The organism is Desulfuribacillus alkaliarsenatis (assembly GCF_001730225.1).
In the GTDB taxonomy this organism is placed as follows: Bacteria; Bacillota; Bacilli; order Desulfuribacillales; family Desulfuribacillaceae; genus Desulfuribacillus; species Desulfuribacillus alkaliarsenatis.
This window is the reverse complement of record NZ_MIJE01000032.1, coordinates 28939-51768: the sequence shown is the minus strand read 5'-3', so window position 1 is coordinate 51768 and position 22830 is coordinate 28939. Positions and strand designations below refer to the sequence as shown.

Sequence of the window (22830 nt, the reverse complement as noted above, 5' to 3'; positions counted from 1 at the left end):
AGGGAGTGCTTACAACATGAAAATTTTAGTAGATGCTGACACATGTCCAGTTAGTGATGAAATCATGCGAGTAAGTCAGCTATACAAAATTAACACGTATTTTGTAGCAACAACAAATCGGTTGTTTCTGATTACTGGAGAGTCAATTTATTATCAATGGCACTTTGTAGACCAATCTAAATATTCTACCGATATTTTCATTGCTAACAATATTGATAAAGGCGATATTATTATTACTCAAAACTACCAATTAGCAATGTTAGCTTTAGCAAAAAAAGGTATAGTTATGACTTATAGAGGCCGAATTATTGAGTCTGACAACATTGATTTTTTATTATATAAAAGAAATGTTTATCCTAAAACATCCCAAAGCAAACGGCCAATAATTTCCCAACAGATGGATGTAGAAGACAGGATATTATTTAAGAACAAATTAATTGAATTAATAAATTCTTTATAAAAAGAAGGAAATTAAAACTTTTTGGCGAATAGATAATACCCTAGAAGCAGAGGTGTTTTATTTTGACTAGGGAAAGAATTCCTGATGAACTGATTGAAGACATCCGTACCCGTTTCGACATTGTTGATATCGTAGGTCGATATATAGAACTTAAGAAAAAAGGACGCACATATTTTGGTTTGTGTCCTTTTCATTCTGAAAAGACTCCATCTTTTGCTGTATCTGCAGAAAAACAAATATATCATTGTTTTGGTTGTGGCTCTGGCGGCAATGTTTTTAGTTTCTTGATGAATATAGAAGGTTTAAATTTTATCGAAATTTTAAAAAATTTGTCGGATGAAGCAGGAATTGAGCTATCGATTAAAGAAGAAAACAACGAGGAAGTACAATTAAAGAAAAAATTAATAGAAGCACATGAATTAGCTGCTAAATATTATCACTACATTTTATTAGAAACAGAGATGGGGAAAGATGCCTATAAATATTTACTTAATCGAGGATTTACTAAGGAAACAATAATTGATTATCAGCTGGGATTTGCGCCAGACTCCTTTGATATACTAAAGAAGTTTTTAGTTAAGCGGGGTTTTGAGCAAGCCCAACTCGTTGAAGCGGGTCTACTTTCAAAAAGCAAAAATGATAAATACTATGATAGATTTCGCAACCGGGTGATGTTTCCGATAGCTGATAGTCAAGGTAGGGTAATTGCCTTTGGAGGACGAACTATAGGTAATGATGAGCCTAAGTACTTAAATACAAGCGATACTTTAATTTATAATAAGAGCAAAAATTTATACAATTTGCATAAAGCTCGCCCATTTATTAGAGCATCTGGTTCAGTATTAGTATTTGAAGGCTATATCGATGTAATATCTGCATACCAAAAGGGTATAAATAATTCGATAGCTACCCTAGGAACCTCTTTAACAATAGAACAAGCTAGAATCATCCGCCGTAACACAGAAAAAGCGTATCTAGTATATGACGGCGATGATGCTGGGAGAGATGCTGCTATTCGCGCCAGCACTGTTTTAGAAAGCGAAAAAGCAGAAGTAACTATTGTACAATTACCTAAGGGCATGGATCCAGATGATTTTTTACAGAAGAATTCATTAACAGATTTTGAAGAGCTTATTGAGAAAGGAACATCTCGATATCACTTACAAAAACAAATCATAAGAGATAAATACTCGTTCGATATAGGGGAAGAAAAGGTTAAATATGCTATGGAAATATTAGATATAATAGCTGATATTGAACAAGCTCCAAAACGCGAGTACTTTCTAAAAGAGCTTAGTAAAGAAGTTAACTTATCAGAAGACTCCTTAATAGATGAGTTGAAAAAAAAGCTACTAAAGCAAAAAAATAAGAATATAGTAAAGAAACCAGCACAAAAATGGAATAATCATATAAATTATGGAAAACATAGTCATAACCAAAGTATTTCAATAATTCCAGCTTATCAGAAAGCAGAACGAGAAATATTGTGGATAATGATAAATGATGCAGAAAAGGGTAAAAAGCTGGCAGAAAAGATACGAGCTAATTTTCAGTACCCAGAGCATTCTTTGCTCGCTGCTAAAATATATTCTTATTATGAAGATGGGATAACACCTTCCATATCTAAGCTGTTGCTTGATTTTCAAGATCAACCAGATATATGTAAATTACTGTCTAGTTTAGAATTTCAATTTGAGCAATACGATAAAGATTCAAATAAAAATATTGACTCAACTTTGCTTATAATAGAAAAGCGCAAACTAGAAGCAGAATTAAAAAGCTTACAATCAGAATTAGAAATTGCAACAAAAACAGGAAAACAAGATATGATTGTCGAATTATTAAAGAAGATACAAGATTACCAAAAGAAAATAAAATTATTAATTAAGTAATACTCCAGGAAGGGGGGAGTTAAGGGTGGCAAATAAAGATTTAAAAGATAATAGCATAAATAATAATGAAATGACTCTAGAAGAAGCTAAACAGAAGCTACTAGAAGAGGGTAAAAAGCGTGGTGTATTAACATATAAAGAAATACTAGATCGCTTAGCTAACTTTGACCAGGATTCTGATCAAATTGATGAATATTTTGATTTCCTTACGGAACAAGGTGTTGATATAACGAATGATGACGCTGATGACGCTGAAGGAAATGAAGAATTTGCTATTGAAGAAGAAATTACAATACCACCTGGGATTAAAATTAATGATCCTGTAAGAATGTATTTAAAAGAAATTGGCAGAGTACCACTCTTATCTGCACAAGAAGAAATTGAGTTAGCTAAAAAAATATCCCTTGGAGATGAAGAGGCGAAAAAACGTTTAGCAGAGGCAAATTTACGTCTTGTTGTAAGTATTGCAAAACGTTATGTAGGTAGAGGGATGTTGTTTTTAGATTTAATCCAAGAGGGGAATATGGGTCTAATAAAAGCCGTAGAAAAGTTCGATTATAAAAAAGGCTATAAATTTAGTACATATGCAACCTGGTGGATTCGTCAAGCTATTACAAGAGCTATAGCAGACCAGGCAAGAACTATACGGATACCAGTTCATATGGTAGAGACAATCAATAAGCTGATTAGGGTCTCAAGACAGCTGTTACAGGATTTAGGTAGAGAGCCAACACCAGAAGAGATTGCTACAGAAATGGATCTTAGTCCTGACAAGGTCCGTGAAATCATGAAAATCGCTCAAGAACCGGTATCCCTAGAGACACCAATTGGGGAGGAAGACGATTCCCATTTAGGCGATTTTATAGAAGACCAGGACGCACTAGCACCTTCAGATGCAGCAGCATATGAATTACTAAAAGAACAGCTTGAGGATGTTCTAGATACATTGACAGAAAGAGAAGAAAATGTATTGCGCCTACGTTTTGGATTAGATGATGGTCGTACTAGAACCTTAGAAGAAGTAGGTAAAGTTTTTGGAGTTACAAGGGAACGTATCCGTCAAATAGAAGCCAAAGCATTAAGAAAACTAAGACATCCAAGTCGTAGTAAACGTCTAAAGGATTTCTTGGAATAATTATGTAATAAGAGCACTCTACTGAGTGCTTTTTCTGTATGGGAGCGATGAGTGATGAATGCCCGTGAAAAACAAGTTTTAATAAGTGAGATAAAAAAATGGCGCCAAAATAAACTTATTCCCACAGCATATTGTGATTTTTTATTAAACCTATATTCGGCTGGGGAGAGCGAATCATCAGAAAATAATTCGGAAAGCAAAAAATCAAAAACAGGTATATTTAAAAAAATAATGATTGCTATTTTTGTTACTGTGTTGATAGCACTAGTTACTTTTATTTTTATAAATTTTAATGAGATTAATGCTTTTACTCAGATTAGTTTGCTATTATTAGCTCCTGTATTTTTATATTTAGCTACAATTATATATAAAAAAAAAGAAGCTAATCCAATAATATTATTACTACTCCATAGCTTCGCTTCAACTTCTTTAGCTATTGTAGCTGCTTTAGGAATCATGTTCTTAGAATTGCAAGCCAATGCAGTAATAATGTTTGCCATGTTCATTTTTGTTTTTCTTATCTGGCTTATTATGAGTGTCTGGCTACAACATGTAATGGTATTTATAGCAAGTCTTGCTGGGATAAGTGTCATTATAAATCAAATTTCTATGACGATTATTGGAGTGCAATCTTATATCAATGCACAGCTGTTTTGGATTCCATTATCTTTGATAATTCTATGGATTGCATATGCAACTAACCAAAGTATGAAATACTACAAGAAAAGTCTTATTTTACTTGTATTAAGCTACATTTATTTTTGGATACCAGAAATCAGTTTGATTTTCTATGATTACGCTCTAAATGGGTTGCCGTATACATTAGCTTTAAAAGGGACGATTATGCTTTTATTAGTGTGGTTTTCTCTGAAGCAATTTATAAGATCTAATAGTAATAAAGTTACGGAGGCGTAGAATGTTATCTATTTCAACAAGATTAAAAATGATAGTTGATTATATACCAGATGGAGAAGTTTTAGTAGATGTTGGAACTGACCATGCGTATTTGCCATTGTATGCGATAAAAAAGAAAAACCTTCAAAAAGTAATAGCAGGTGAGTATAATAAGGGGCCATATTTAAGGGCTGTTGCAAATGTAGAGCAACAAAAATTGGCAGATAAAATTCAAGTGCGCTTGGGAAACGGATTAGAGGTAATTGAGAAAAACGAGGCGACGGTACTCACTATTGCTGGCATGGGTGGCAACTTAATTACAGAAATACTAAATGATGGTTATGATAAATTGTCGTCCTTTAAAAGGCTTATATTACAGCCTATGAATGGTGAGTTTGCTTTAAGAAAATGGCTGCAGGAACATAATTATACTATTATTGCAGAACAGATAATTAAGGAACAAGATATTATATATGAGATTATTGTAGCAGAGCCTTCAGAAACTTCAGTTCACTTAACTGTTAAACAACAAAAGTTTGGACCATTGCTAATGCTCGAGAAAAATGCTGTCTTTTTAGAGAAATGGTCACAGGAATTGCAGAAAAGACAGAAAATCCTAAGCTTAATAGCAGAGCATGCTAATAATCAAGCAATAGAGACTAAACAGGAGCGTTTGAATTCAGAGATACAAATGATAAGAGAGGTGTTAGGAAATGCTTAAAGATATATTTGAGAAACTAGCGCCGCCTAATTTGGCTATGGAGAAAGACCCAATTGGATTACAGATTGGGACCTGGAGTCGTAATGTCACAAAGATACTTGTAACCCTAGATGTCAATGAGAAGGTAGTTGATGAGGCGATTGCATTAGGGGCGGAAATGATTTATTGTCATCATGCTCCGTTGTTTAAACCGTTGAATCAGATTAACCTTGACTCACCGACGGGTAGAATGATTGAGAAGCTTATCAAGCATAATATATCAGTTTACGTAGCACACACAAATCTTGATATAGTTAATGGTGGAGTTAATGATGCATTAGCCGAGGCATTAGAATTAGAGAATCTGCAAGTTCTTTATCCGACTAACCATGACTCATTAAAAAAGCTTGCCGTGTTTGTCCCAGTAGATTACAAAGATAAAGTATTAAATGCTTTAAGTAACGCTGGTGCGGGCTGGATTGGGAACTACAGTCATTGCAGTTTTCAACTGCAGGGTAATGGGACATTTATGCCAAGGGAGGGTACAATCCCTTATATTGGTGAACAGAACGTAATTGAAGAAGTAGAAGAAATTAGGATAGAAACTATATTCCAAGCGTCTATACAAAAAACAGTAATAGAAGCAATGATTGATGCTCATCCCTATGAGGAGGTAGCATATGATATTTACCCACTTGATAATAAAGGACAAAAATACGGTTTAGGCAGAACAGGATACTATAAAGAACCTTTAACAGTAGAAGAATTTATAGAAAAGGTAAAACAAACATTATCTATAACTCATCTTAAAATTGTTCCATCTAAGATAGAAAAAATAGAAAAGGTTGCTGTCTGTGGAGGCAGTGGTAGCAAGTTCATATTTAATGCATATAAGGAAAAAGTGGACGCTTATATCACAGGTGATGTATCCTACCACGAAGGCCAATGGGCTGTAGATAATGGTGTAATGGTAATTGATGCTGGACATCATCAGACAGAACATCTAGTAATAGCAAAGGTAACAAAATATTTAGAGGATGAAATTAAACAGCTTAACTTAAATATACAAACAATAGCTTCAACGGTTAATACGAATCCATTTATAATCTTATAAGCTTTGCATTGAGCACAGTAATATTAGCTTGCACCATCTCATAGTATGAATGAGGGGGTGCATTTTTTATGGATTTAACAAGATTACTTATAGCGTTTGTCGTATCAGGATTATTTATATTTTATTTCTATTTAGTGGCTGCTCTTATTTCTACCCATACAAAATGTCCTGACTGTGGAAAAATCATGCATAGCTCTCGATTCAAAAAAAATGCCTCAGAAGGAGAATATGTCTGTAATTTTTGCCAGAAAAAAAAGAAAAGTGTTAGCACCTTATAAAGGTGCTTTTTTGGTACAACAACTTAAGGAGGAACTTTAATTGAAAAAAATCTACGTACTAGATACAAATGTATTGCTACAGGACCCAAACGCTATCTTTTCTTTCCATGAAAATGAAGTAGTTATACCAGCAGTAGTTGTTGAAGAAGTAGATGGGAAGAAAAGATTACAAGATGAATTAGGTAGAAGTGCTAGGTCTGTATCAAGGATTTTAGATCAATTACGTAATAAAGGGTCGCTAACTAAAGGTGTTGTTTCTGAACAGGGAGGTATTATTAGAGTTGAATTAAATCATAGAAAAATAGATAATGTTCAGGATTTGTTTTTGGAGGTTAATAACGATAATAGAATCCTTGCAGTTGCACTTAATATTATGCTTGCAGAACAAAAAGCAAAAAATCCTCGACCAGTTATCATAGTAAGTATGGATGCGATTGTCAGAATCAAGGCAGATGTTTTAGGATTAATAGCTGAAGATTATAAAAAAGAAAAAGTAGTTGACTACCATTTGCTTTATTCAGGTATCAGAGAGCTTACTTTACCTGATGAGTTACTTAGCGCCTTTTATGCAGACAAAAAAATTTCCCGCGAGCATCTTAATGATATTAATAATAATGAAGATGTACAATCAAAATTTTACCCTAACCAAATGTTTATTCTTAGAAATGAACTTAATCCAACGCAATCGGCAATTGCTAAATACAACTGTGTCGTAAAGGCCCTAGAACCGTTATGCCTTATTAAAGAGCAAATATGGGGTGTGAGTCCAAGGAATGCGCAGCAAAAAATGGCACTAGAGCTTTTGCTAGATGACTCAATACCTTTAGTAACTATGACAGGAAAGGCAGGTACAGGTAAAACACTATTATCTTTAGTAGCAGCTCTTTATAAGACTGAGGACGAAAGGAAATATAATAAAGTTTTAGTGGCAAGGCCTGTTATACCTTTTGGTAAGGATATAGGGTTTTTACCTGGTGAAAAACAAGAGAAATTACGACCATGGATGCAGCCAATATATGACAACCTAGACTTCTTATTTAGTAAAAGACAGAAGGATATTGATGATATTTTAGCTGGAATAAATATAGAGGTTGAGGCACTAACATATATAAGGGGGCGAAGTATACCTAATCAATACATTATTATAGATGAAGCGCAAAACTTATCAAAACATGAAGTGAAAACAATCGTTACCAGAGTAGGTTCCCATAGTAAGATAGTGTTATTAGGAGACCCAGAACAAATAGATACACCATATTTAGACTCGACGAATAATGGCTTAACATATGTAGTTGAAAAATTCAAAAATGAGCAATTATCTGGGCATATAACTTTACAAAAAGGAGAGCGTTCAGACCTTGCTAGACTAGCGTCTGAATTATTGTAGGTGCGGTTGGGGCAAAGGCATAGCTTAGATGATTATTTGTGTAGTTCTGATAATGGACTGCTATTCTGGGTATAATTAGCTTATTAAGTATTTATCAGTTTAGATAAACGAATATATATATGCAAATGAATAGTAAGGTGTTTTATGATACAATGGATAGGGTAAAGAATTTTAGGGGGGATGGATTGTGGATAATCAGCTAAAAGAAATAGTTTTAGAATTTTTTAATGAAAATGACGAGCTTAGTATTAAGTTGCGTCAGGTATCTTCTTCTGAAGAGGCAAGACAAGTTGCCCTTCAATACGTTCAAAGTTATGAAGACAAAACTATACATTCTAACTACATAGCACACCCTATGGAACGCTCAATTGCAAGGAGAAGTATCATTGTTCTAAAAAATATTTTTTCAAAGCGTAGTGAAGAACTTACTGATTTCAGCGCCATTGAGGCTCTCTGGAAATTGTCTAATGGGAAAGGATATACAGATAAATCTGTAACACCAGCATTTGTTATGGACATTAAACATTTATTTTTAGGCATGAAGGGGAAAACTGGACTTTTCGTTGTTGACGAAAACCTTGATGCCGATGACAATTTGTCTGGTAGGACAATTTCCAAAAAGCGCTCAGATACGTTAGATAAGATTGCCAAAGGCGCTCAGGATTGGGTCGGAAAATACAAGTCCGGATTAGAAAAAGATGTTATTGAAAAACGTTTAAAAAATAAAGAACGGATAAAAAATTACTTTAACGCAACAGAAGATGAATGGAACGACTGGAATTGGCAGTGTCGGAATGTCTTAAGAGATTTAGAAACTACAAGTAACGTTATAAATTTAACAGATGAAGAAAAAAAGGCAATCAAAATTGCTAAAGAAAAGCACCTGCCATATGGCATAACACCATACTATGCCATGCTAATGGATGAAGAGACCCATCGTGATAACGACCACGCTGTCAGAGCCCAAGTATTACCGCCATTGAAATATGCTGAAATGATGGTAAGTGCGAAGGATTCTGGACTAGAGGATTTAGATTTTATGGGCGAACATGATACATCCCCTGAGGATTTAATTACAAGAAGATATCCTATGATATCTATTTTCAAACCTCACAACACCTGCTCGCAAATATGTGTTTATTGTCAACGTAACTGGGAAATAGATGATGTGCTAGACGAAAAAGCACAGGCACCAAAAAGCAAATTAGATAAAGCATTAGATTGGTATAAGAATCATCCACAGGTTACAGAGATTTTAGTAACTGGTGGAGATCCAGCCATAATGTCCGATGCTGTATTTAAGAAGATATTAGACAGAATTAGCGAATTGGAGCATATAAAGCGTATACGAATAGGTACAAGAATTCCAGTAGTTATGCCAATGCGTATCACTGACGAGTTTGCAGATTTATTAGCAGCTTACCATATACCTGGAGAGCGTGAAGTATGCGTAATGACTCACTTTGAGCATACTTATGAAGTATCACCAGAAGCTATGGAAGCAATCCAGAAATTAAGGGCACGTAAAATTGCAGTCTATAATCAAGGCGTATTTACATTAGAGAATGCACGAAAATTTGAGATGGTAGCCTTAAGAAAAGTCTTAAGGTCAATTGGAGTAGATCCTTACTATACATTTAATACAAAGGGTAAAGAAGAAACTAAGGACTATCGAGTGCCAATTGCTAGGCTACTGCAGGAACAAACAGAGGAAGCACGTCTTAATCCTGGGCTAGAAAGAACAGATGAAGCGGTGTACAATATACCAAGACTAGGCAAAAACTATCTAAGGGCTGGTCAAGATCACGAGGTGATTATGGTGTTACCAACTGGTGAAAGAGTATATGAATTTTATCCGTGGGATATTAGCACCGAAGATACTTCGCCTTATCTTCATACAGATTTAGCTATAGATGATTTTCTACAAAATCTTAAAGCTAGAGGAGAAGACGTAACTGATTACAGCAGTATCTGGTACTACCTGTAACATTTAAATTAGTTCAAAATTGATATAGTATATAATTTGGGCGTAGGCATGCACACAAATTGTTCTCAAAACATATGAAGTAACAGGGAATATATTTTGAGGAGGTATTATTGTGTACAGTGTTACTACGCCTATGTTATTAAATTCAATTTATGAAATATCATTTTGGTCTAACATCCAATATGAACACACAATTGTTTTCACTGAGACTATAGATAATATACCAGAAGCGCAGAAGAACAAGCTGGTCGCTATGAGAAAAGAATGGAAATCAATACATGAAAAAGCAGTTGAGATTAGAGACAAAATAGGAGAAAAATATCAACCCTATCCTGAATCAGATTGGTTCGATGCTGTATGGAAGTTAGTATTAGAAGCAGAAAAACTCAACAAAGAGTTTATTGAGCTATTAATTGAGTTGGGGAAACTATACCCAGACAACGATACTATTCAATTACTAGTCCATCATGTATATGAAGAGTCAGGGTATTTTATGCGCATACTTGCCACTATTAAAAAACTGATGAGCGTATAGTTATAACCAGTATGGATAAAACTATGGACAGACAATGGTGTATTAACAAATTGTCAATACCAATGGAAGGGGTTTTATCCTATGAAAGTAACAGTAGACCAAGATTTATGTATTAGCTGCGGTGCATGCATAGACATATGTTCTGAGGTATTTGATTGGAACGACGATGGTAAAGCAGAAGCTAAAACTGACTCAGTATCTTCTGAATTGGAAGATAGTGTTAGAGAAGCATCAGAGTCCTGTCCAACAGATGCAATACCTATAAGCTAAAAGAGATCTTATGATCTCTTTTTTTGTGTTAATAAATAATGTAAAATAATAAAAAACAACCTATATATTGGAGGAGAATAAGTTATGCTAGATAAAGATAATACTGTTTTAGTAGTAGTTGATGTACAGGGTAAGCTAGCACAATCAATGTTTGACAAGGAAAACCTATTTATTAACTTACAAAAGCTTATCAAAGGTGCACAGATTTTGGAAATACCAATCATAGTAGTAGAACAATATCCAGAAGGGTTAGGCGCTACGGTTGATGAAGTTAAAGGATTATTTGCAGATTGGCAGCCTATAGAAAAACATTGCTACAGCTGTTGCGAGAACGAAGATTTTATTAATAGGCTATTAGCAGTTAATAAGAATCAAGTGTTATTGGCTGGTATAGAGACACACATTTGTATATATCAAACGGCAGTTGACTTATTAAGTAAAAACTTTGATGTTGAAGTTGTTATCGATGCTGTATCTTCAAGAACTGAAGCCAATAAAAATGCTGGTATTGAAAAAATCGTTTCACTAGGAGCAAGCTTTACCACTGTTGAAATGGCATTGTTCGAACTTTTAAAAGTGTCTAAAGGAGATAAGTTTAAAGAACTGCTAAAGGTTATTAAGTAATAACAAGGAGCATTTGCGACTAAATTCCTAGCTAATAATTAATGCGGGACCTTTAGGGTAGGTAGTTTACTGGGTACATAGAACTATGGAATCTTTTTGGAACAATTACAAAAACAGAAATATATGGAATATAACACTCTATTGATACCATATTACTACGACTATAGAATTGCGCGTTCAAAAAGCATAGTTCTATAGTCTTTTTATATGGCTTTTATAACTTGTCTTTATTGTGACAATAGCAGTTATTTATCAAGTATTAAAATGAAAACAAAGGTGGATGGTATATCTAAATAGCGCTTCGTATAATAAGAGTATAAAAAGGTTCGGACGATAAACATCGCTGAATCTCGATAAAGGCAAAGCTGATGAAAATCAGTGACGCAAAGCTACAGGGGCTACAATGCATACGTGCATTATGCCAGCCAGCTACCGAAAGATTAGGGTGTTTTTTTCAATTGCAGTATCCCTACTTTCGGAAGAAGGCAGGGATCATTTTATTTTTCAGAAGGAGGAGGGATATTGGCGTTAGTCAATCAAACCACAGGTGTCACGATAGCCGATGATGTACAGATGGCAACAAGCTTCTGGTCAAGGTTAAAGGGTTTAATGTTTACAGCTAGACTTCAAGAAGGTAATGCTTTATATCTTTCCCCCTGCCGATCGATACATACCTTCTTCATGAGATATCCAATAGATGTAGTTTATCTGGATGAAAAACAACAGGTAATAGCTGTACAGCATGAATTAAAACCTAACACAATTGGAAGTATTCACAAGCATACTAGAGACATCATAGAGCTTCCAGTAGGAGTCATTAACAAGAAAAAAGTTGATATTGGTCAGATATTAAAATTACAAACTAAAAAATAAAAATTGGAGGTTGTTAATATGTTAAACAAATTTAAAGGATTATTAATTGAAGAAGAAGGTCAAGGGATGACGGAGTATGGTTTAGTTCTAGGTTTAATCGCAGTAGCAGTAGTAGGAGCATTGGCATTATTAAGAGAGCAAATCATTGAAATGTATGATGGAGTAGTTAATATTGTTACCAACCGTGAAAATACTCCTTAATAAATGTAAATTAGAAATTTAACTTTTAGAAATGGCCTTACGTACGTTTGCGTAAGGCCATTTCTAAAAAAGAGAGTGAGGTATCTGACAATGTGGTTAAATGCAGTACTTATAATTACATTAGTAATTTGTGTAGTGACAGATATTCGTAGTCGCAAAATATATAATAAAGTTCTCCTTCCAGCACTGATTATTACACTTATTATCCACATTGTTATGACAGGCTGGGAAGGATTAACTTTTGCACTAATGGGCTTATTTACAGGACTACTAATACTTATAATACCATATATGATGGGCGGCATAGGTGCAGGTGATGTCAAATTACTAGCACTTATTGGAGCCATAAAAGGAGTATCATTTGTAATAAATACAGCATTATTTATGGCTATTTTTGGGGCAATTATTGCAATTATGATAATGCTCTTTAGAAAAGGTTTTGTACAAAGATTGAAGGCAATTGGATATTTCATCGGTAGTTTACGCTTAGGGTTGAAGACTCCTATCTGGGTAAATCGCAAGAATCATCAGCTCACTTATCCATATGGGGTAGCAATTGCCCTTGGAGCAATTATTAGTTTATTCGGAAATGGGTGGTTCTAATGCTAAGGAAAAATGAAAAAGGGCAGTCCCTTGTAGAAATGGCTCTATTATTACCCATTTTAATTATACTACTGATTGGTGTAATAGATTTTGGAAGGTTTTTATATACAAACATGCATTTACACCTTGCTACCCAAGAAACAGTGAGATTAGCAAGCTTGGGTGCGAATGATCAGGAATTGCAATCATTTATCAATAGCTATACCCATGTAAATAATCAAGAAGATTTACAAATGCACATTTCACTAAATGAAAATCAACGGGTATCTGGTGAATATGTAACAATAACTTTAGAATATCCTATGGAAATTATGACTCCATTTGTTTCAAAGATAATAACATTTCCATTAAAGATAGAGACAAAATCCACTATTCGAATTGAATGAGAGGAATCCCTATGAGACATATAAAATATATCACAAGTTTATTATTTGGGACAGGTTGCAAAAATCAACGTGGAAGTACACTTGTAATAGTAGCCTTTGCTTTATTAGGGTTAATAGCGATGTCAGGTCTTGTAATTGATGGTGGAACATTATATGTAACTAAGAGTCACCTGCAAAAAACAGCCAATGCAACCGTACTTTCCAGTGCACAGGAATTAACAAATTCTAATAACGCTGTAAATAATGTTGCAATTGAAGTTTTAATCGCCCACCAAGAGCAGGAAAGTCTATACGAGTTAAAGATAAATATGAACGAATATGTGCACGTTAAACTCCAAAAACCAATGTCCCTACCGTTTATGAGCATATTTGGGAAAGATGTGGTTGTCGTAGAAGTAGAGGCTAAAGCGCAAATTGCTACGATAGGAGGGGCATACGGAGCAGCTCCCTTAGGAATCGATGAGAACATACCTCTACAATATAATACAATTTATAAGCTTAAGGTTGATGAAGAAGATGTTGATACAGGGAATTTCGGGATATTAGCCTTAGGTGGTCCTGGTGCAAATAGGTATGAAGATAACCTACTATACGGTTATCAAAACATGTTAAGCGTAGGTGATATCCTTGATACGCAAACAGGAAACATAGCAGGCAAAACTAGGTCATCTATTAAACAGCGAATTGATTCTTGTCCCCACCCTGTCGGTGAAACGTATCATAGAAACTGTTCGAGGGTTATATTAGTACCTGTATACCAACCATATAATCACCACCAAAATCAAATGAAAGAAGTCAAGATTACGGGCTTTGCCTACTTTTACATCACTGAGCCTATGGACAGTAAAGATACCAGCATTACAGGTATGTTTATAGAACGGGCAGGTAGAGGAACAATTGAAGCTGGTGCAGTTAATAGAGGGGCATACGCAATACGATTAGTAAAATAAAAGCATGGGGTGAAACTTATGAGATCAAAAATATTTTTCATACTGGCAATTGTGATGGGTCTTATCACTACAGCCCTTTTTTATAATTATATTAATGAAGTACAGACAGAGGTTATTGCTAGCGAGCGAACAAAAGAGGTAGTGGTAGCCAAAGAACGAATCAACGCCAATACTATTATTAGAAATGATATGTTACAGGTCAAATCGTTACCTGAATCAGCGGTACATTATCAAGCATTTTCTTCAATAGCAGATGTAGCTGGGTTATACACAACAGCAGCTGTGGAGGAAGGCGAAATTATATTAGCACACCGTGTCAACGAACAGGCATCAGAAAGTCATATGCTATCTAGAAAAGTAAACACTGGTTTTAGGGCAGTATCCGTTGGTTTGAACTTTGTTCAGTCTGTATCTAATATGATTTTTCCTGATGATTATGTAGATGTGATTGTAAGTGAATTAGTTAAAGTAGGGGATGAAAAGGTTGTTCAATCTGAGCTTATATTGCAACGGGTAAAGGTTTTAGCAATTGGCAAACAGATGTTAGAGCCTAATGAGGGAGAGCCACAGGTCGAATATACATCTGTAACACTTGAGCTTAACAATATTGATGCTGTTAGCCTAGTTAATGCATCGGAGCGTGGACAAATCCAACTCATCCTCCACAGCAGAATTATGCCACCTAAGGAGGGGGCGAATTATGAGCAATCAAACACTCAATGATAACAAAAATCCAAGTAAAATAAAACGCGGCGAAATGATTTCAATTAGTAGCGCTAAAGGCGGCGTCGGCAAGACTATGCTTGCCGTTAATTTAGCTGTAGCGTTATCTAAGAGAAACAAAAAAATATGTATATTAGATGCTGATTTTCAATTTGGCGATGTCAGTCTTGCTATGGATATCCAAGCAACATTTTCTATTAAAGACATTATAGAAGGCATTGATAGAATTGACCTCGATGCGTTAATAAGCTCTTTAAATTTGCACGACAGTGGAGTCCACGTGCTGTCTGCACCTGACAGGCCTGAATATGCCGATTTAGTAACAACATCCGTTTTAGAAAAGATATTAGATTTATTATTAGGATATTTTGATTATGTAATAGTCGATACTGAGGTTGGCTTACAAGAGAAAAGTCTGTTTTTAATAGATAAGACAGATACGCTTTTAATTGTGACTAATCTAGAGATGACTACATTAAAGAACACAAAACTTATGATAGAAACACTTGATGTCCTTGGTTTTCGCGACAAAGTACAAGTGATTGTTAACCGTTCCGATATGGAGAGTGTAATTCAAGCCACCGATGTTCCAGGAATTCTCAATGAGACATCACCAATATATATTCCTAATGATTTTCAAACGACGTCGCAGTCTATAAATATTGGTGTGCCTTTTGTCTCTAATCGTGCAAGGACAGATATTGCAAAGGCAATTTACAAAATGGCCGAGCAAGTCACTAGTCGCAGGGAAATAGCAGTTTTTGAGCCACCTAAACCTTCTTTGTTACAACGATTATTAAGGAAGACCAAGGATAAGGAGGGGCAAGCATGAGCTTATTACAACGAATCCAGTCTAAAACGTCAGAAACAGTTCATAGGAACCCAACTAACATAGATGAGCCAATAAATGATAAACCACAACAAGATATTGTTAGCAGCTTTAGGGAGTCTTTTGCTAATAATTCTATAAAAACTAATAATTCAATAAAAACTAAAAATGTTAAAAAAATAAATAAACGACCAGACCCAATACATCAGGAAATAAAAAATATTCTGCATAAAAAAATCCTTGATGAAATTAAGGGTGATAATGTAGAGGAAATAATTCCAAAACTAGATAGCATGGTTATAGATATTATAAAAGAAGATGAATCATACCGAGGCAAGGTAGATCGCAAAAAAATTGTTGATGAATTAATTAATGACTTAACAGGATTTGGTCCTATAAACCCGCTGCTGATGGATGAAAATGTTTCTGAAGTAATGGTTAATGGTCCAAATCAAGTATATGTTGAGAGGAATGGTAACATTGAGCTGACCAACATCTCTTTTCGTGACGATGAGCATGTCCTAAGTATAATTGAAAAGATTGTAGCTCCAATAGGACGACGTATTGATGAGAGTAGTCCGATGGTAGATGCAAGGCTTCCAGATGGCTCCCGTGTAAATGCGATTATTCCTCCTCTAGCTTTGAAGGGACCATCAATTACGATTAGAAAATTTGCCAAGGACCCTTTTGGCATTGAGGATTTAGTTAAATTCGGTACGGTTTCAGAAGATATGGCAATATTTTTAGAGGCGTGCGTTAAAGCAAATTTAAATATCTTTGTCAGTGGAGGAACTGGTTCTGGTAAAACGACTACTTTAAACGTGTTGTCATCATTCATTCCGAATAATCAGCGGATTATAACAATTGAAGACGCCGCTGAGCTGCAATTGTGGCAGGAGCATGTTATATCTTTGGAATCACGCCCACCTAATATTGAAGGTAAAGGCGAAATATCTATTCGTGACCTTGTACGTAACTCCTTGCGAATGAGACCTGACCGTATTGTAATCGGTGAGGTGCGTGGTGGAGAGGCACTAGATATGCTACAGGCGATGAATACAGGACATGATGGTTCATTAGCAACGGGCCACTCTAACAGCCCAAGGGATATGATTTCAAGACTAGAAACAATGGTATTAATGGCTGGGATTGAATTGCCTATTAGGGCAATTCGTGAACAAATTGCCGGAGCTATAGATATAATTATCCAGCAATCGCGTCTTAAGGATGGAACACGTAAAATTGTTAATATTACGGAAGTGCAGGGCTTAGAAGGTGATGTGATAGTCTTACAGGATATCTTCTCCTTCAGACAAGATGGTGTTGATGAACAGGGTAAGATTATTGGCAAGCTTGTCCCTAATGGTATTCGTCCAAAGTTTTATGACAGTCTAGAAAAGTCAGGTATCCATATACCAGCAAGTGTGTTTATAGAAAGAGAGGTGTAACTATGGAGTCGGTTCTTGTAATCCTGGTGTTTATTACATCAATCCTCTTTTTCTATGCAGTATTTCAGAAGTTTGTAAATTCCGATAGAAGTCTCGAAAAAAGATTTCAATTCTATTTAGATTTACAAGACAAGCAAAAGCTAGACAAAAAAAGCTTTAATTTACTCGTGCAATTACAATTGTTAAAACAAAAATTATCACAGCCTCTAAATAATAACCGGAATTTTAAAACACAAATGCTTGTGATGCAGTCAGGAATCAATCTAAAATATGAGGAGTATGTAATATTCCGCTGGATTACAACAGGCTTTACTGGTGCTTTGTTCTATCTATTAACAGGGCAAATGGTATTTGCAATCATAGGTTTAATTGGTGGATATATTGCACCAAGCATATGGTTGAAAAACAGATACAAAAAACGACTCTATGCTTTTAATGAAGGCTTATCTGATATGATTAATACTATTGTTGGGTCGCTGCGGGCTGGTTTTAGTTTTACGCAAGCCTTAAAAACAGTAGCAGAGGAGTCTCATTCACCTATTAAAGAAGAGGTTGATCAGCTCCTAAAAGAGATGCAATATGGAATCAGTATGGAGAATGCCTTAGCATCACTTAAAGAGCGTATGCCAAGTGAAGACTTAGAGCTGATGATTCATGCAATTTTAATTCAAAAGCAGGTAGGGGGTAACCTTGCTACTGTTTTAGATAAAATAGTAGAAACAATTAGGGAGCGAAATCGCATTCAACAACAGATAATCACGCTAACCGCCCAGGGAAGGTTATCTGGAATGGTTATTGGATTATTACCGATTATCCTCGGTTTTACTATCTATTTAATAGAATCAGAGTATATAGGTACACTATTTAATCATCCTATTGGTGTTACAATGCTCTTTATAGGAATTATTAGCGGCATTTTTGGCTTTGTCATGATTCGTAAGCTCACTAGAATTGAGGTGTAGGAGCTATGTATATAACATTATTCTTAACCGTCACAGCCTTAGTATTTGCATTATTTATGAGAAGAGAAGAAGGGATAGAGCTTAAGAAAAAACGTTTGCAGCATTTGAATATTGGTGACGAAACAAATTTAAGTGAAGATAAAAAAGCACTTAAAGAAGAAAAACAAGAGTCATTATTTAAAAGAATTTTACTACCTGTTTGGGTTAAAATTAAACGAAAGTATCGAAAGAGACTATCTAATGAAAAAGAAGAAAAATTAGACCAATTATTATTGCAGGCGGGGTCACCATTTAATTTGACAGCAGTGGAGTTTAGGATTTTACAAATGATATTGTTTTTTATTTTTCCTAGTTTATTAGTATCCTATGGATTTTTCTTAGGTGTCAGCATCAAAGGTTTTGTGTTGTTGGCGGTGGTTGGCTTTTTGATTGCGCTATTATTGCCATACATCTATCTTAAACAAAAAATCAAGGAAAGAAATGCTTTGGCGCAAAAAGAGCTGCCAGATATTTTGGATTTATTAACGGTAAGCTTAGAAGCTGGATTAGGTTTTGATTCTGCTCTAGGTAAGGTAATAATGAAGAAAGAAGGAGTATTATCATCAGAATTTCAAAGATGTTTAGAGGAAATACGCCTAGGAAAAACACGTAAAGAAGCCCTTAGTAGTGTAAGGGAAAGACTGACGCTACATGAAGTGAATGTGTTAATAACGAACATAATTCAAGCAGAGAAATTAGGAATGGGTCTTGTGAATGTCTTTAGAGTACAATCAAATGAGGTTAGGGAAAGACGGCGACAAAGGGCTGAGGAGGAGGCAATGAAAGCTCCTATAAAAATCTTGTTTCCATTAGTTCTATTTATTTTCCCAAGTATCTTTATCGTACTATTAGGCCCAGCAATTATTCAATTTATAAATACATTTTAACGTGGGAAAATCCCTCGTTAAAATGTATTTTAATTAAAGCTTCCTAATTAAGCTTACTCCGATAATGTACTTTTAATAAAAAGGGTTTTCTCTTTAGCTAAATCTATATCAAGCATATCTGCATTTTGCCAATCAGTATCATCACTATTAGATTTGAATATTCTGATTACCGGTCTAGTGGGTAAGCCTTTATGTTGTCTAACAACAACTCCTATTTCACCTGAAGTAAGGGTTACCCAGCTTCCATTAGGATAAACTGCAATAGATTTAAGGAAGACATTAACAATATTCAAATCAAACTTGGTATTCGCTAGGGCCATGATGTTTTCGCAAGCCTCATAAGGTTTCATAGATTTCTTTTCAAGAAGAGAATCGAAATGGTCAGCAACGCCACAAATCTTCGCGAAAAGTGGTATTTCCTCACCTGTCACGCCCCGCGGATATCCACTACCATCAAGATATTCGTGATGCTGTAAGGCGATGTGAGCGGTCATCACATTAAAGTCATGCTTTTTTCTTAATACATTAAACCCATGCCAAGGGTGTTCTTTATCATCATCTTTTGCTAACACTTTTCCAATATCATGTAATAAGCTACCTATGGCTAGTTCTGCCAGCTGTAATTTATTAATATTTAATTGAATACCCATTAAAACAGAGATCATACAGGTATTTATAGAATGAACAAATAGCGAATTGTCCTTAGTGCGAATATCAGAAAGGTTGGCCAGCACATTTTTATTAGCTATAATCTCTGTTACCACATTATCTATGGTTTTCTTTAGGGGTGCGATATTGAAATCTTTTCCTGCTTGAATACTTTGAACAGCAAACGCTAAATTCGACATAGCCTCTCTTTTGGTTTCCTCAGACACTACATCTTCTACCTCTACATCAATAAAGCGATCGTCTTGTATGTATATAGCGTTTACGCCCATATTCCTCAGTCTAGTTATTAATCCAACAGATAGCTCTACACCTTGTCGTAATAGGATGTTTCCATCACTGGAATAAATGTTGCGAGCTAAAATTTGTCCATATTTCACATTGTCTATAGCAGTATATATCATTTTAACACGTCCATTTGCTGATTTTTAGCAGGTCAAAGATACTATAAAAATTATATTATAGGCTTATAGAATTATGATAAAAGAAATAATCATTAAACAAAATGGGACTAAACTCCCGAAATATTTTTTTAACCTGTTGATACGTGTTTATAATTGTTTGTTTATATGCTAGAATGTAAAACAGCTTAATATAACATAGAAAAAATATCTACAAGGGAAGTTTGTTATATATATGTTTAAATCTAAGAAAAGTAATTTGCTAATAAATGCTGTTATTGTGTTGTTGGCTCTGTTGTTATTATTTATAGTCATCGAAATTTTTAGCATAGACTCAACAAATTTAGAAATAAACCCAGACACTGTACTGGTGCATTTTATTGATGTAGGTCAAGCAAATGCGACTTTAATGATTGGACCTGATTTTACTGTATTGGTGGATGCTGGGCATTTTCGAAGAGATGATGTAGTACCATATTTGCGAAGCATAGGGGTTAAAGAACTTGATTTATTAGTGGGCTCGCACCCACATGCTGACCATATTGGACAATTCGATAAAGTATTAGATGCTTTTCCAGTAACTGAAGTTTGGATGAGTGGCGATGTACATACTACAAGAACTTTTGAACGGGCGATAGATGCCATTTCTAGATCAGAGGCAAGCTACTACGAGCCTAGAGCTGGCGAAAGCTTTGAAATTGGTTCGCTAATATTGGAAGTGTTAAACCCAGAGCAGTTAACAGGTGATTTTCATGAAGGGTGTATAGCCATAAGGGCTGTTTATAAAGACTTTTCGGTGTTGCTAACTGGTGATATTGAACGACCAATTGAGCAGAAGCTAGTAAACGAGGGAACATATCTTAAGTCTACTATTTTAGAGCTTGGGCATCATGGTTCGAGGACATCATCAAGTCAAGAATTTATTGACGCTGTGACGCCTGATATTGCAATTTATAGTGCAGGTAGAGATAATGAGTATGGTCATCCGCATAAACAGGTCATTGATAGGTTATATGAGAATGCTATTCCTGTTTACGGAACTGATATCTATGGTACAATTGTTGTTCAGACTAATGGCTTTACATATGAGCTGTTTTTCGAAAAAGATTAGATGAAAAAGAGTAGATGAGAGTGTGTATATATGAGATTAGAATTACCCTTATTTAATAAAATAGAATTGACTGCGCCTCAATTTATAGTAATTATCTATGCAGTTGCTACTAGTATATCGGCAATTATGCTGTCATTACCTTGGGCTACTAAACCAGGGGTTGATTTGAGCTTCGTAGATATCTTGTTTACGACAGTAAGTGCCATAACCGTTACTGGATTAACAGTTACTAATACGGCAGAATCGTTTACGCCCTTTGGTGTTGGCGTAATAGCAGCTTCCATGCAAGCTGGTGGTATAGGGATAATGACTCTGTGGACCTTTGTATGGGTAGTGCTAGGGAAGAATATCGGTTTAGGATACAGACAGTTAATTATGGTCGATCAGAATCGAAATCAATTGATGGGCTTAGTAAAGGTAATCCAACTAGTATTTGGCTTTGCTATTTTCATTCAGTTCGTTGGTGTAGTATACTTTGCAAGTATATTTTATTATAGAGGATATTACCCAGAAATCGGACAGGCACTATACTATGCAGTCTTTCATGCGATATCTGCCTATACCAATGGTGGATTTGACATCTTTGGAAATTCATTAATTGGATTTCAAAACGACTATCTAGTGCAATCAGGCAGTATGGTTTTAATAGTATTAGGGGCAATTGGGTTTCCAGTTCTTATTGAAATACTTTCCTATATACATTCGCGCTTTAATAAATATCAATATAGATTTTCACTATTTACAAAGGTTACGTTGTTTATTTATTTCTTATTATTAGTATTAGGAGCCGCGGGCATATGGTTAATTGAGCGAGCAGGAGTTCTAGCTGATAAAGCTTGGCACGAACAATTTTTTGTGTCAATGTTTTTATCAGTAACATCTAGAAGTGGCGGGTTAACTACCATTGATGTGACAAATCTTTTTGTACCAACACTTTTCTTTGTCTCAATTTTAATGTTTATCGGTGCTAGTCCTTCAAGTGTAGGTGGGGGAATTAGGACAACGACGTTTGCAACATTGATTTTAGCAGTGCGAAGCTTTGCAATGGGGAAAAGGCATATTCATGTATTTGGTAAACGACTGGATGATGAGGATGTACTTAAAAGCTTTGTGGTTTTTACGACTGGTGTTATTTTAATAATGGGTTCAATTTTAGTCATAAACATATTAGAAGCAGATAATGCATCCTTAGTAAATATAGCCTTTGAAGTAACATCGGCATTTGGAACCTGTGGACTATCAACAGGAGTAATACCTGAATTCACTAATATTAGTAAATTTATTCTTATGGTTTTAATGTTTATTGGTCGAATAGGTATATTAGCGTTTCTATTTGCAATAAATCACGATAAAAAACCTTCAAATTATAAGTACCCAGTAGAAAAGATTATTGTTGGATAAGAAAAAGGGAGTGCCGCTAACTACTTATATAAGTAGTTAGCGGCACTCCCTTTTAAAAATTATTTGAATAGGTT

General features: G+C 35.1%; 25 protein-coding genes and 1 riboswitch. Of the genes, 24 read left to right on the top strand and 1 reads right to left on the bottom strand.

The window, feature by feature from the left end; all coding sequences use genetic code 11:
- Positions 1 to 16: 16 nt before the first annotated feature.
- From BHF68_RS11005 to BHF68_RS10900, 22 genes are all read left to right on the top strand, one after another.
- The gene (locus BHF68_RS11005) at positions 17 to 460 is read left to right on the top strand and encodes a DUF188 domain-containing protein (RefSeq protein WP_069643717.1); all 444 of its coding nucleotides are present in this window, start codon (positions 17 to 19) and stop codon (positions 458 to 460) included.
- 62 nt (positions 461 to 522) lie between these two features.
- Complete coding sequence (dnaG, locus tag BHF68_RS11000; RefSeq protein ID WP_176719927.1) at positions 523 to 2352, top strand: DNA primase; 1830 nt, start codon at positions 523 to 525, stop codon at positions 2350 to 2352.
- A 70-nt stretch (positions 2353 to 2422) separates the two neighbouring features.
- A complete protein-coding gene (rpoD, locus tag BHF68_RS10995) occupies positions 2423 to 3487 on the top strand; it encodes an RNA polymerase sigma factor RpoD (RefSeq protein WP_069643871.1) in 1065 nt (354 codons plus the stop codon).
- Positions 3488 to 3541: 54 nt separating this feature from the next.
- Positions 3542 to 4402, top strand: a complete 861-nt coding sequence (locus BHF68_RS10990; protein WP_069643716.1) for a DUF2157 domain-containing protein — start codon at positions 3542 to 3544, stop codon at positions 4400 to 4402.
- 1 nt (position 4403) lies between these two features.
- A complete protein-coding gene (locus tag BHF68_RS10985) occupies positions 4404 to 5102 on the top strand; it encodes a tRNA (adenine(22)-N(1))-methyltransferase (RefSeq protein ID WP_069643715.1) in 699 nt (232 codons plus the stop codon).
- On the top strand, positions 5095 to 6195 hold the full coding sequence (locus BHF68_RS10980; protein WP_069643714.1) for a Nif3-like dinuclear metal center hexameric protein: 1101 nt from the start codon (positions 5095 to 5097) through the stop codon (positions 6193 to 6195). The genes BHF68_RS10985 and BHF68_RS10980 overlap by 8 nt, the downstream gene beginning before the upstream one ends.
- 68 nt (positions 6196 to 6263) lie before the next feature.
- On the top strand, positions 6264 to 6473 hold the full coding sequence (locus tag BHF68_RS10975) for a hypothetical protein (RefSeq protein WP_069643713.1): 210 nt from the start codon (positions 6264 to 6266) through the stop codon (positions 6471 to 6473).
- 40 nt (positions 6474 to 6513) lie between these two features.
- Positions 6514 to 7860 carry a PhoH family protein gene (locus BHF68_RS10970; RefSeq protein ID WP_069643712.1) on the top strand — a complete coding sequence of 449 codons (1347 nt, stop codon included), beginning with the start codon at positions 6514 to 6516 and terminating at the stop codon, positions 7858 to 7860.
- Between the two features lie 187 nt (positions 7861 to 8047).
- Complete coding sequence (locus BHF68_RS10965; RefSeq protein ID WP_069643711.1) at positions 8048 to 9847, top strand: KamA family radical SAM protein; 1800 nt, start codon at positions 8048 to 8050, stop codon at positions 9845 to 9847.
- Positions 9848 to 9959: 112 nt separating this feature from the next.
- Positions 9960 to 10382 carry a DUF2935 domain-containing protein gene (locus BHF68_RS10960; protein ID WP_069643710.1) on the top strand — a complete coding sequence of 141 codons (423 nt, stop codon included), beginning with the start codon at positions 9960 to 9962 and terminating at the stop codon, positions 10380 to 10382.
- Between the two features lie 81 nt (positions 10383 to 10463).
- Positions 10464 to 10652: a ferredoxin gene (locus BHF68_RS10955; protein WP_069643709.1), complete on the top strand. Its 189-nt coding sequence runs from the start codon at positions 10464 to 10466 to the stop codon at positions 10650 to 10652.
- A gap of 84 nt (positions 10653 to 10736) precedes the next feature.
- A complete protein-coding gene (locus BHF68_RS10950; RefSeq protein WP_069643708.1) occupies positions 10737 to 11276 on the top strand; it encodes a hydrolase in 540 nt (179 codons plus the stop codon).
- Between the two features lie 348 nt (positions 11277 to 11624).
- Positions 11625 to 11713: riboswitch (cyclic di-GMP riboswitch) on the top strand.
- Positions 11714 to 11798: 85 nt separating this feature from the next.
- Positions 11799 to 12149: a DUF192 domain-containing protein gene (locus BHF68_RS10945; protein ID WP_069643707.1), complete on the top strand. Its 351-nt coding sequence runs from the start codon at positions 11799 to 11801 to the stop codon at positions 12147 to 12149.
- Between the two features lie 18 nt (positions 12150 to 12167).
- Entirely contained in the window at positions 12168 to 12350 is a 183-nt protein-coding gene (locus tag BHF68_RS10940) for a Flp family type IVb pilin (RefSeq protein ID WP_069643706.1), read from the top strand.
- 90 nt (positions 12351 to 12440) lie between these two features.
- Entirely contained in the window at positions 12441 to 12953 is a 513-nt protein-coding gene (locus BHF68_RS10935) for an A24 family peptidase (protein ID WP_069643705.1), read from the top strand.
- Positions 12953 to 13339 carry a TadE/TadG family type IV pilus assembly protein gene (locus BHF68_RS10930; protein WP_069643704.1) on the top strand — a complete coding sequence of 129 codons (387 nt, stop codon included), beginning with the start codon at positions 12953 to 12955 and terminating at the stop codon, positions 13337 to 13339. Before BHF68_RS10935 ends, BHF68_RS10930 begins: the two co-directional genes overlap by 1 nt.
- A gap of 11 nt (positions 13340 to 13350) precedes the next feature.
- Positions 13351 to 14289 carry a pilus assembly protein TadG-related protein gene (locus BHF68_RS10925; protein ID WP_069643703.1) on the top strand — a complete coding sequence of 313 codons (939 nt, stop codon included), beginning with the start codon at positions 13351 to 13353 and terminating at the stop codon, positions 14287 to 14289.
- An 18-nt stretch (positions 14290 to 14307) separates the two neighbouring features.
- Positions 14308 to 15012, top strand: a complete 705-nt coding sequence (gene cpaB, locus BHF68_RS10920; RefSeq protein WP_069643702.1) for a Flp pilus assembly protein CpaB — start codon at positions 14308 to 14310, stop codon at positions 15010 to 15012.
- Positions 14990 to 15844 carry a CpaE/TadZ family protein gene (locus tag BHF68_RS10915; protein ID WP_069643701.1) on the top strand — a complete coding sequence of 285 codons (855 nt, stop codon included), beginning with the start codon at positions 14990 to 14992 and terminating at the stop codon, positions 15842 to 15844. Before cpaB ends, BHF68_RS10915 begins: the two co-directional genes overlap by 23 nt.
- The gene (locus BHF68_RS10910) at positions 15841 to 17289 is read left to right on the top strand and encodes a TadA family conjugal transfer-associated ATPase (RefSeq protein ID WP_069643700.1); all 1449 of its coding nucleotides are present in this window, start codon (positions 15841 to 15843) and stop codon (positions 17287 to 17289) included. Before BHF68_RS10915 ends, BHF68_RS10910 begins: the two co-directional genes overlap by 4 nt.
- A gap of 2 nt (positions 17290 to 17291) precedes the next feature.
- On the top strand, positions 17292 to 18251 hold the full coding sequence (locus tag BHF68_RS10905) for a type II secretion system F family protein (protein WP_069643699.1): 960 nt from the start codon (positions 17292 to 17294) through the stop codon (positions 18249 to 18251).
- 5 nt (positions 18252 to 18256) lie between these two features.
- The gene (locus BHF68_RS10900; RefSeq protein ID WP_069643698.1) at positions 18257 to 19177 is read left to right on the top strand and encodes a type II secretion system F family protein; all 921 of its coding nucleotides are present in this window, start codon (positions 18257 to 18259) and stop codon (positions 19175 to 19177) included.
- A gap of 53 nt (positions 19178 to 19230) precedes the next feature.
- Here BHF68_RS10900 and BHF68_RS10895 read toward each other — a convergent pair whose 3' ends face one another.
- On the bottom strand, positions 19231 to 20247 hold the full coding sequence (locus BHF68_RS10895) for an HD-GYP domain-containing protein (RefSeq protein ID WP_069643697.1): 1017 nt from the start codon (positions 20245 to 20247) through the stop codon (positions 19231 to 19233).
- Between the two features lie 232 nt (positions 20248 to 20479).
- Between BHF68_RS10895 and BHF68_RS10890 the strand changes: the two genes are divergently transcribed.
- Both BHF68_RS10890 and BHF68_RS10885 read left to right on the top strand, forming a co-directional pair.
- Positions 20480 to 21355, top strand: coding sequence for a ComEC/Rec2 family competence protein (locus BHF68_RS10890; RefSeq protein WP_069643696.1), 876 nt, complete (start codon positions 20480 to 20482; stop codon positions 21353 to 21355).
- 30 nt (positions 21356 to 21385) lie between these two features.
- Positions 21386 to 22756, top strand: coding sequence for a TrkH family potassium uptake protein (locus BHF68_RS10885; RefSeq protein ID WP_069643695.1), 1371 nt, complete (start codon positions 21386 to 21388; stop codon positions 22754 to 22756).
- Positions 22757 to 22830 lie beyond the last annotated feature (74 nt).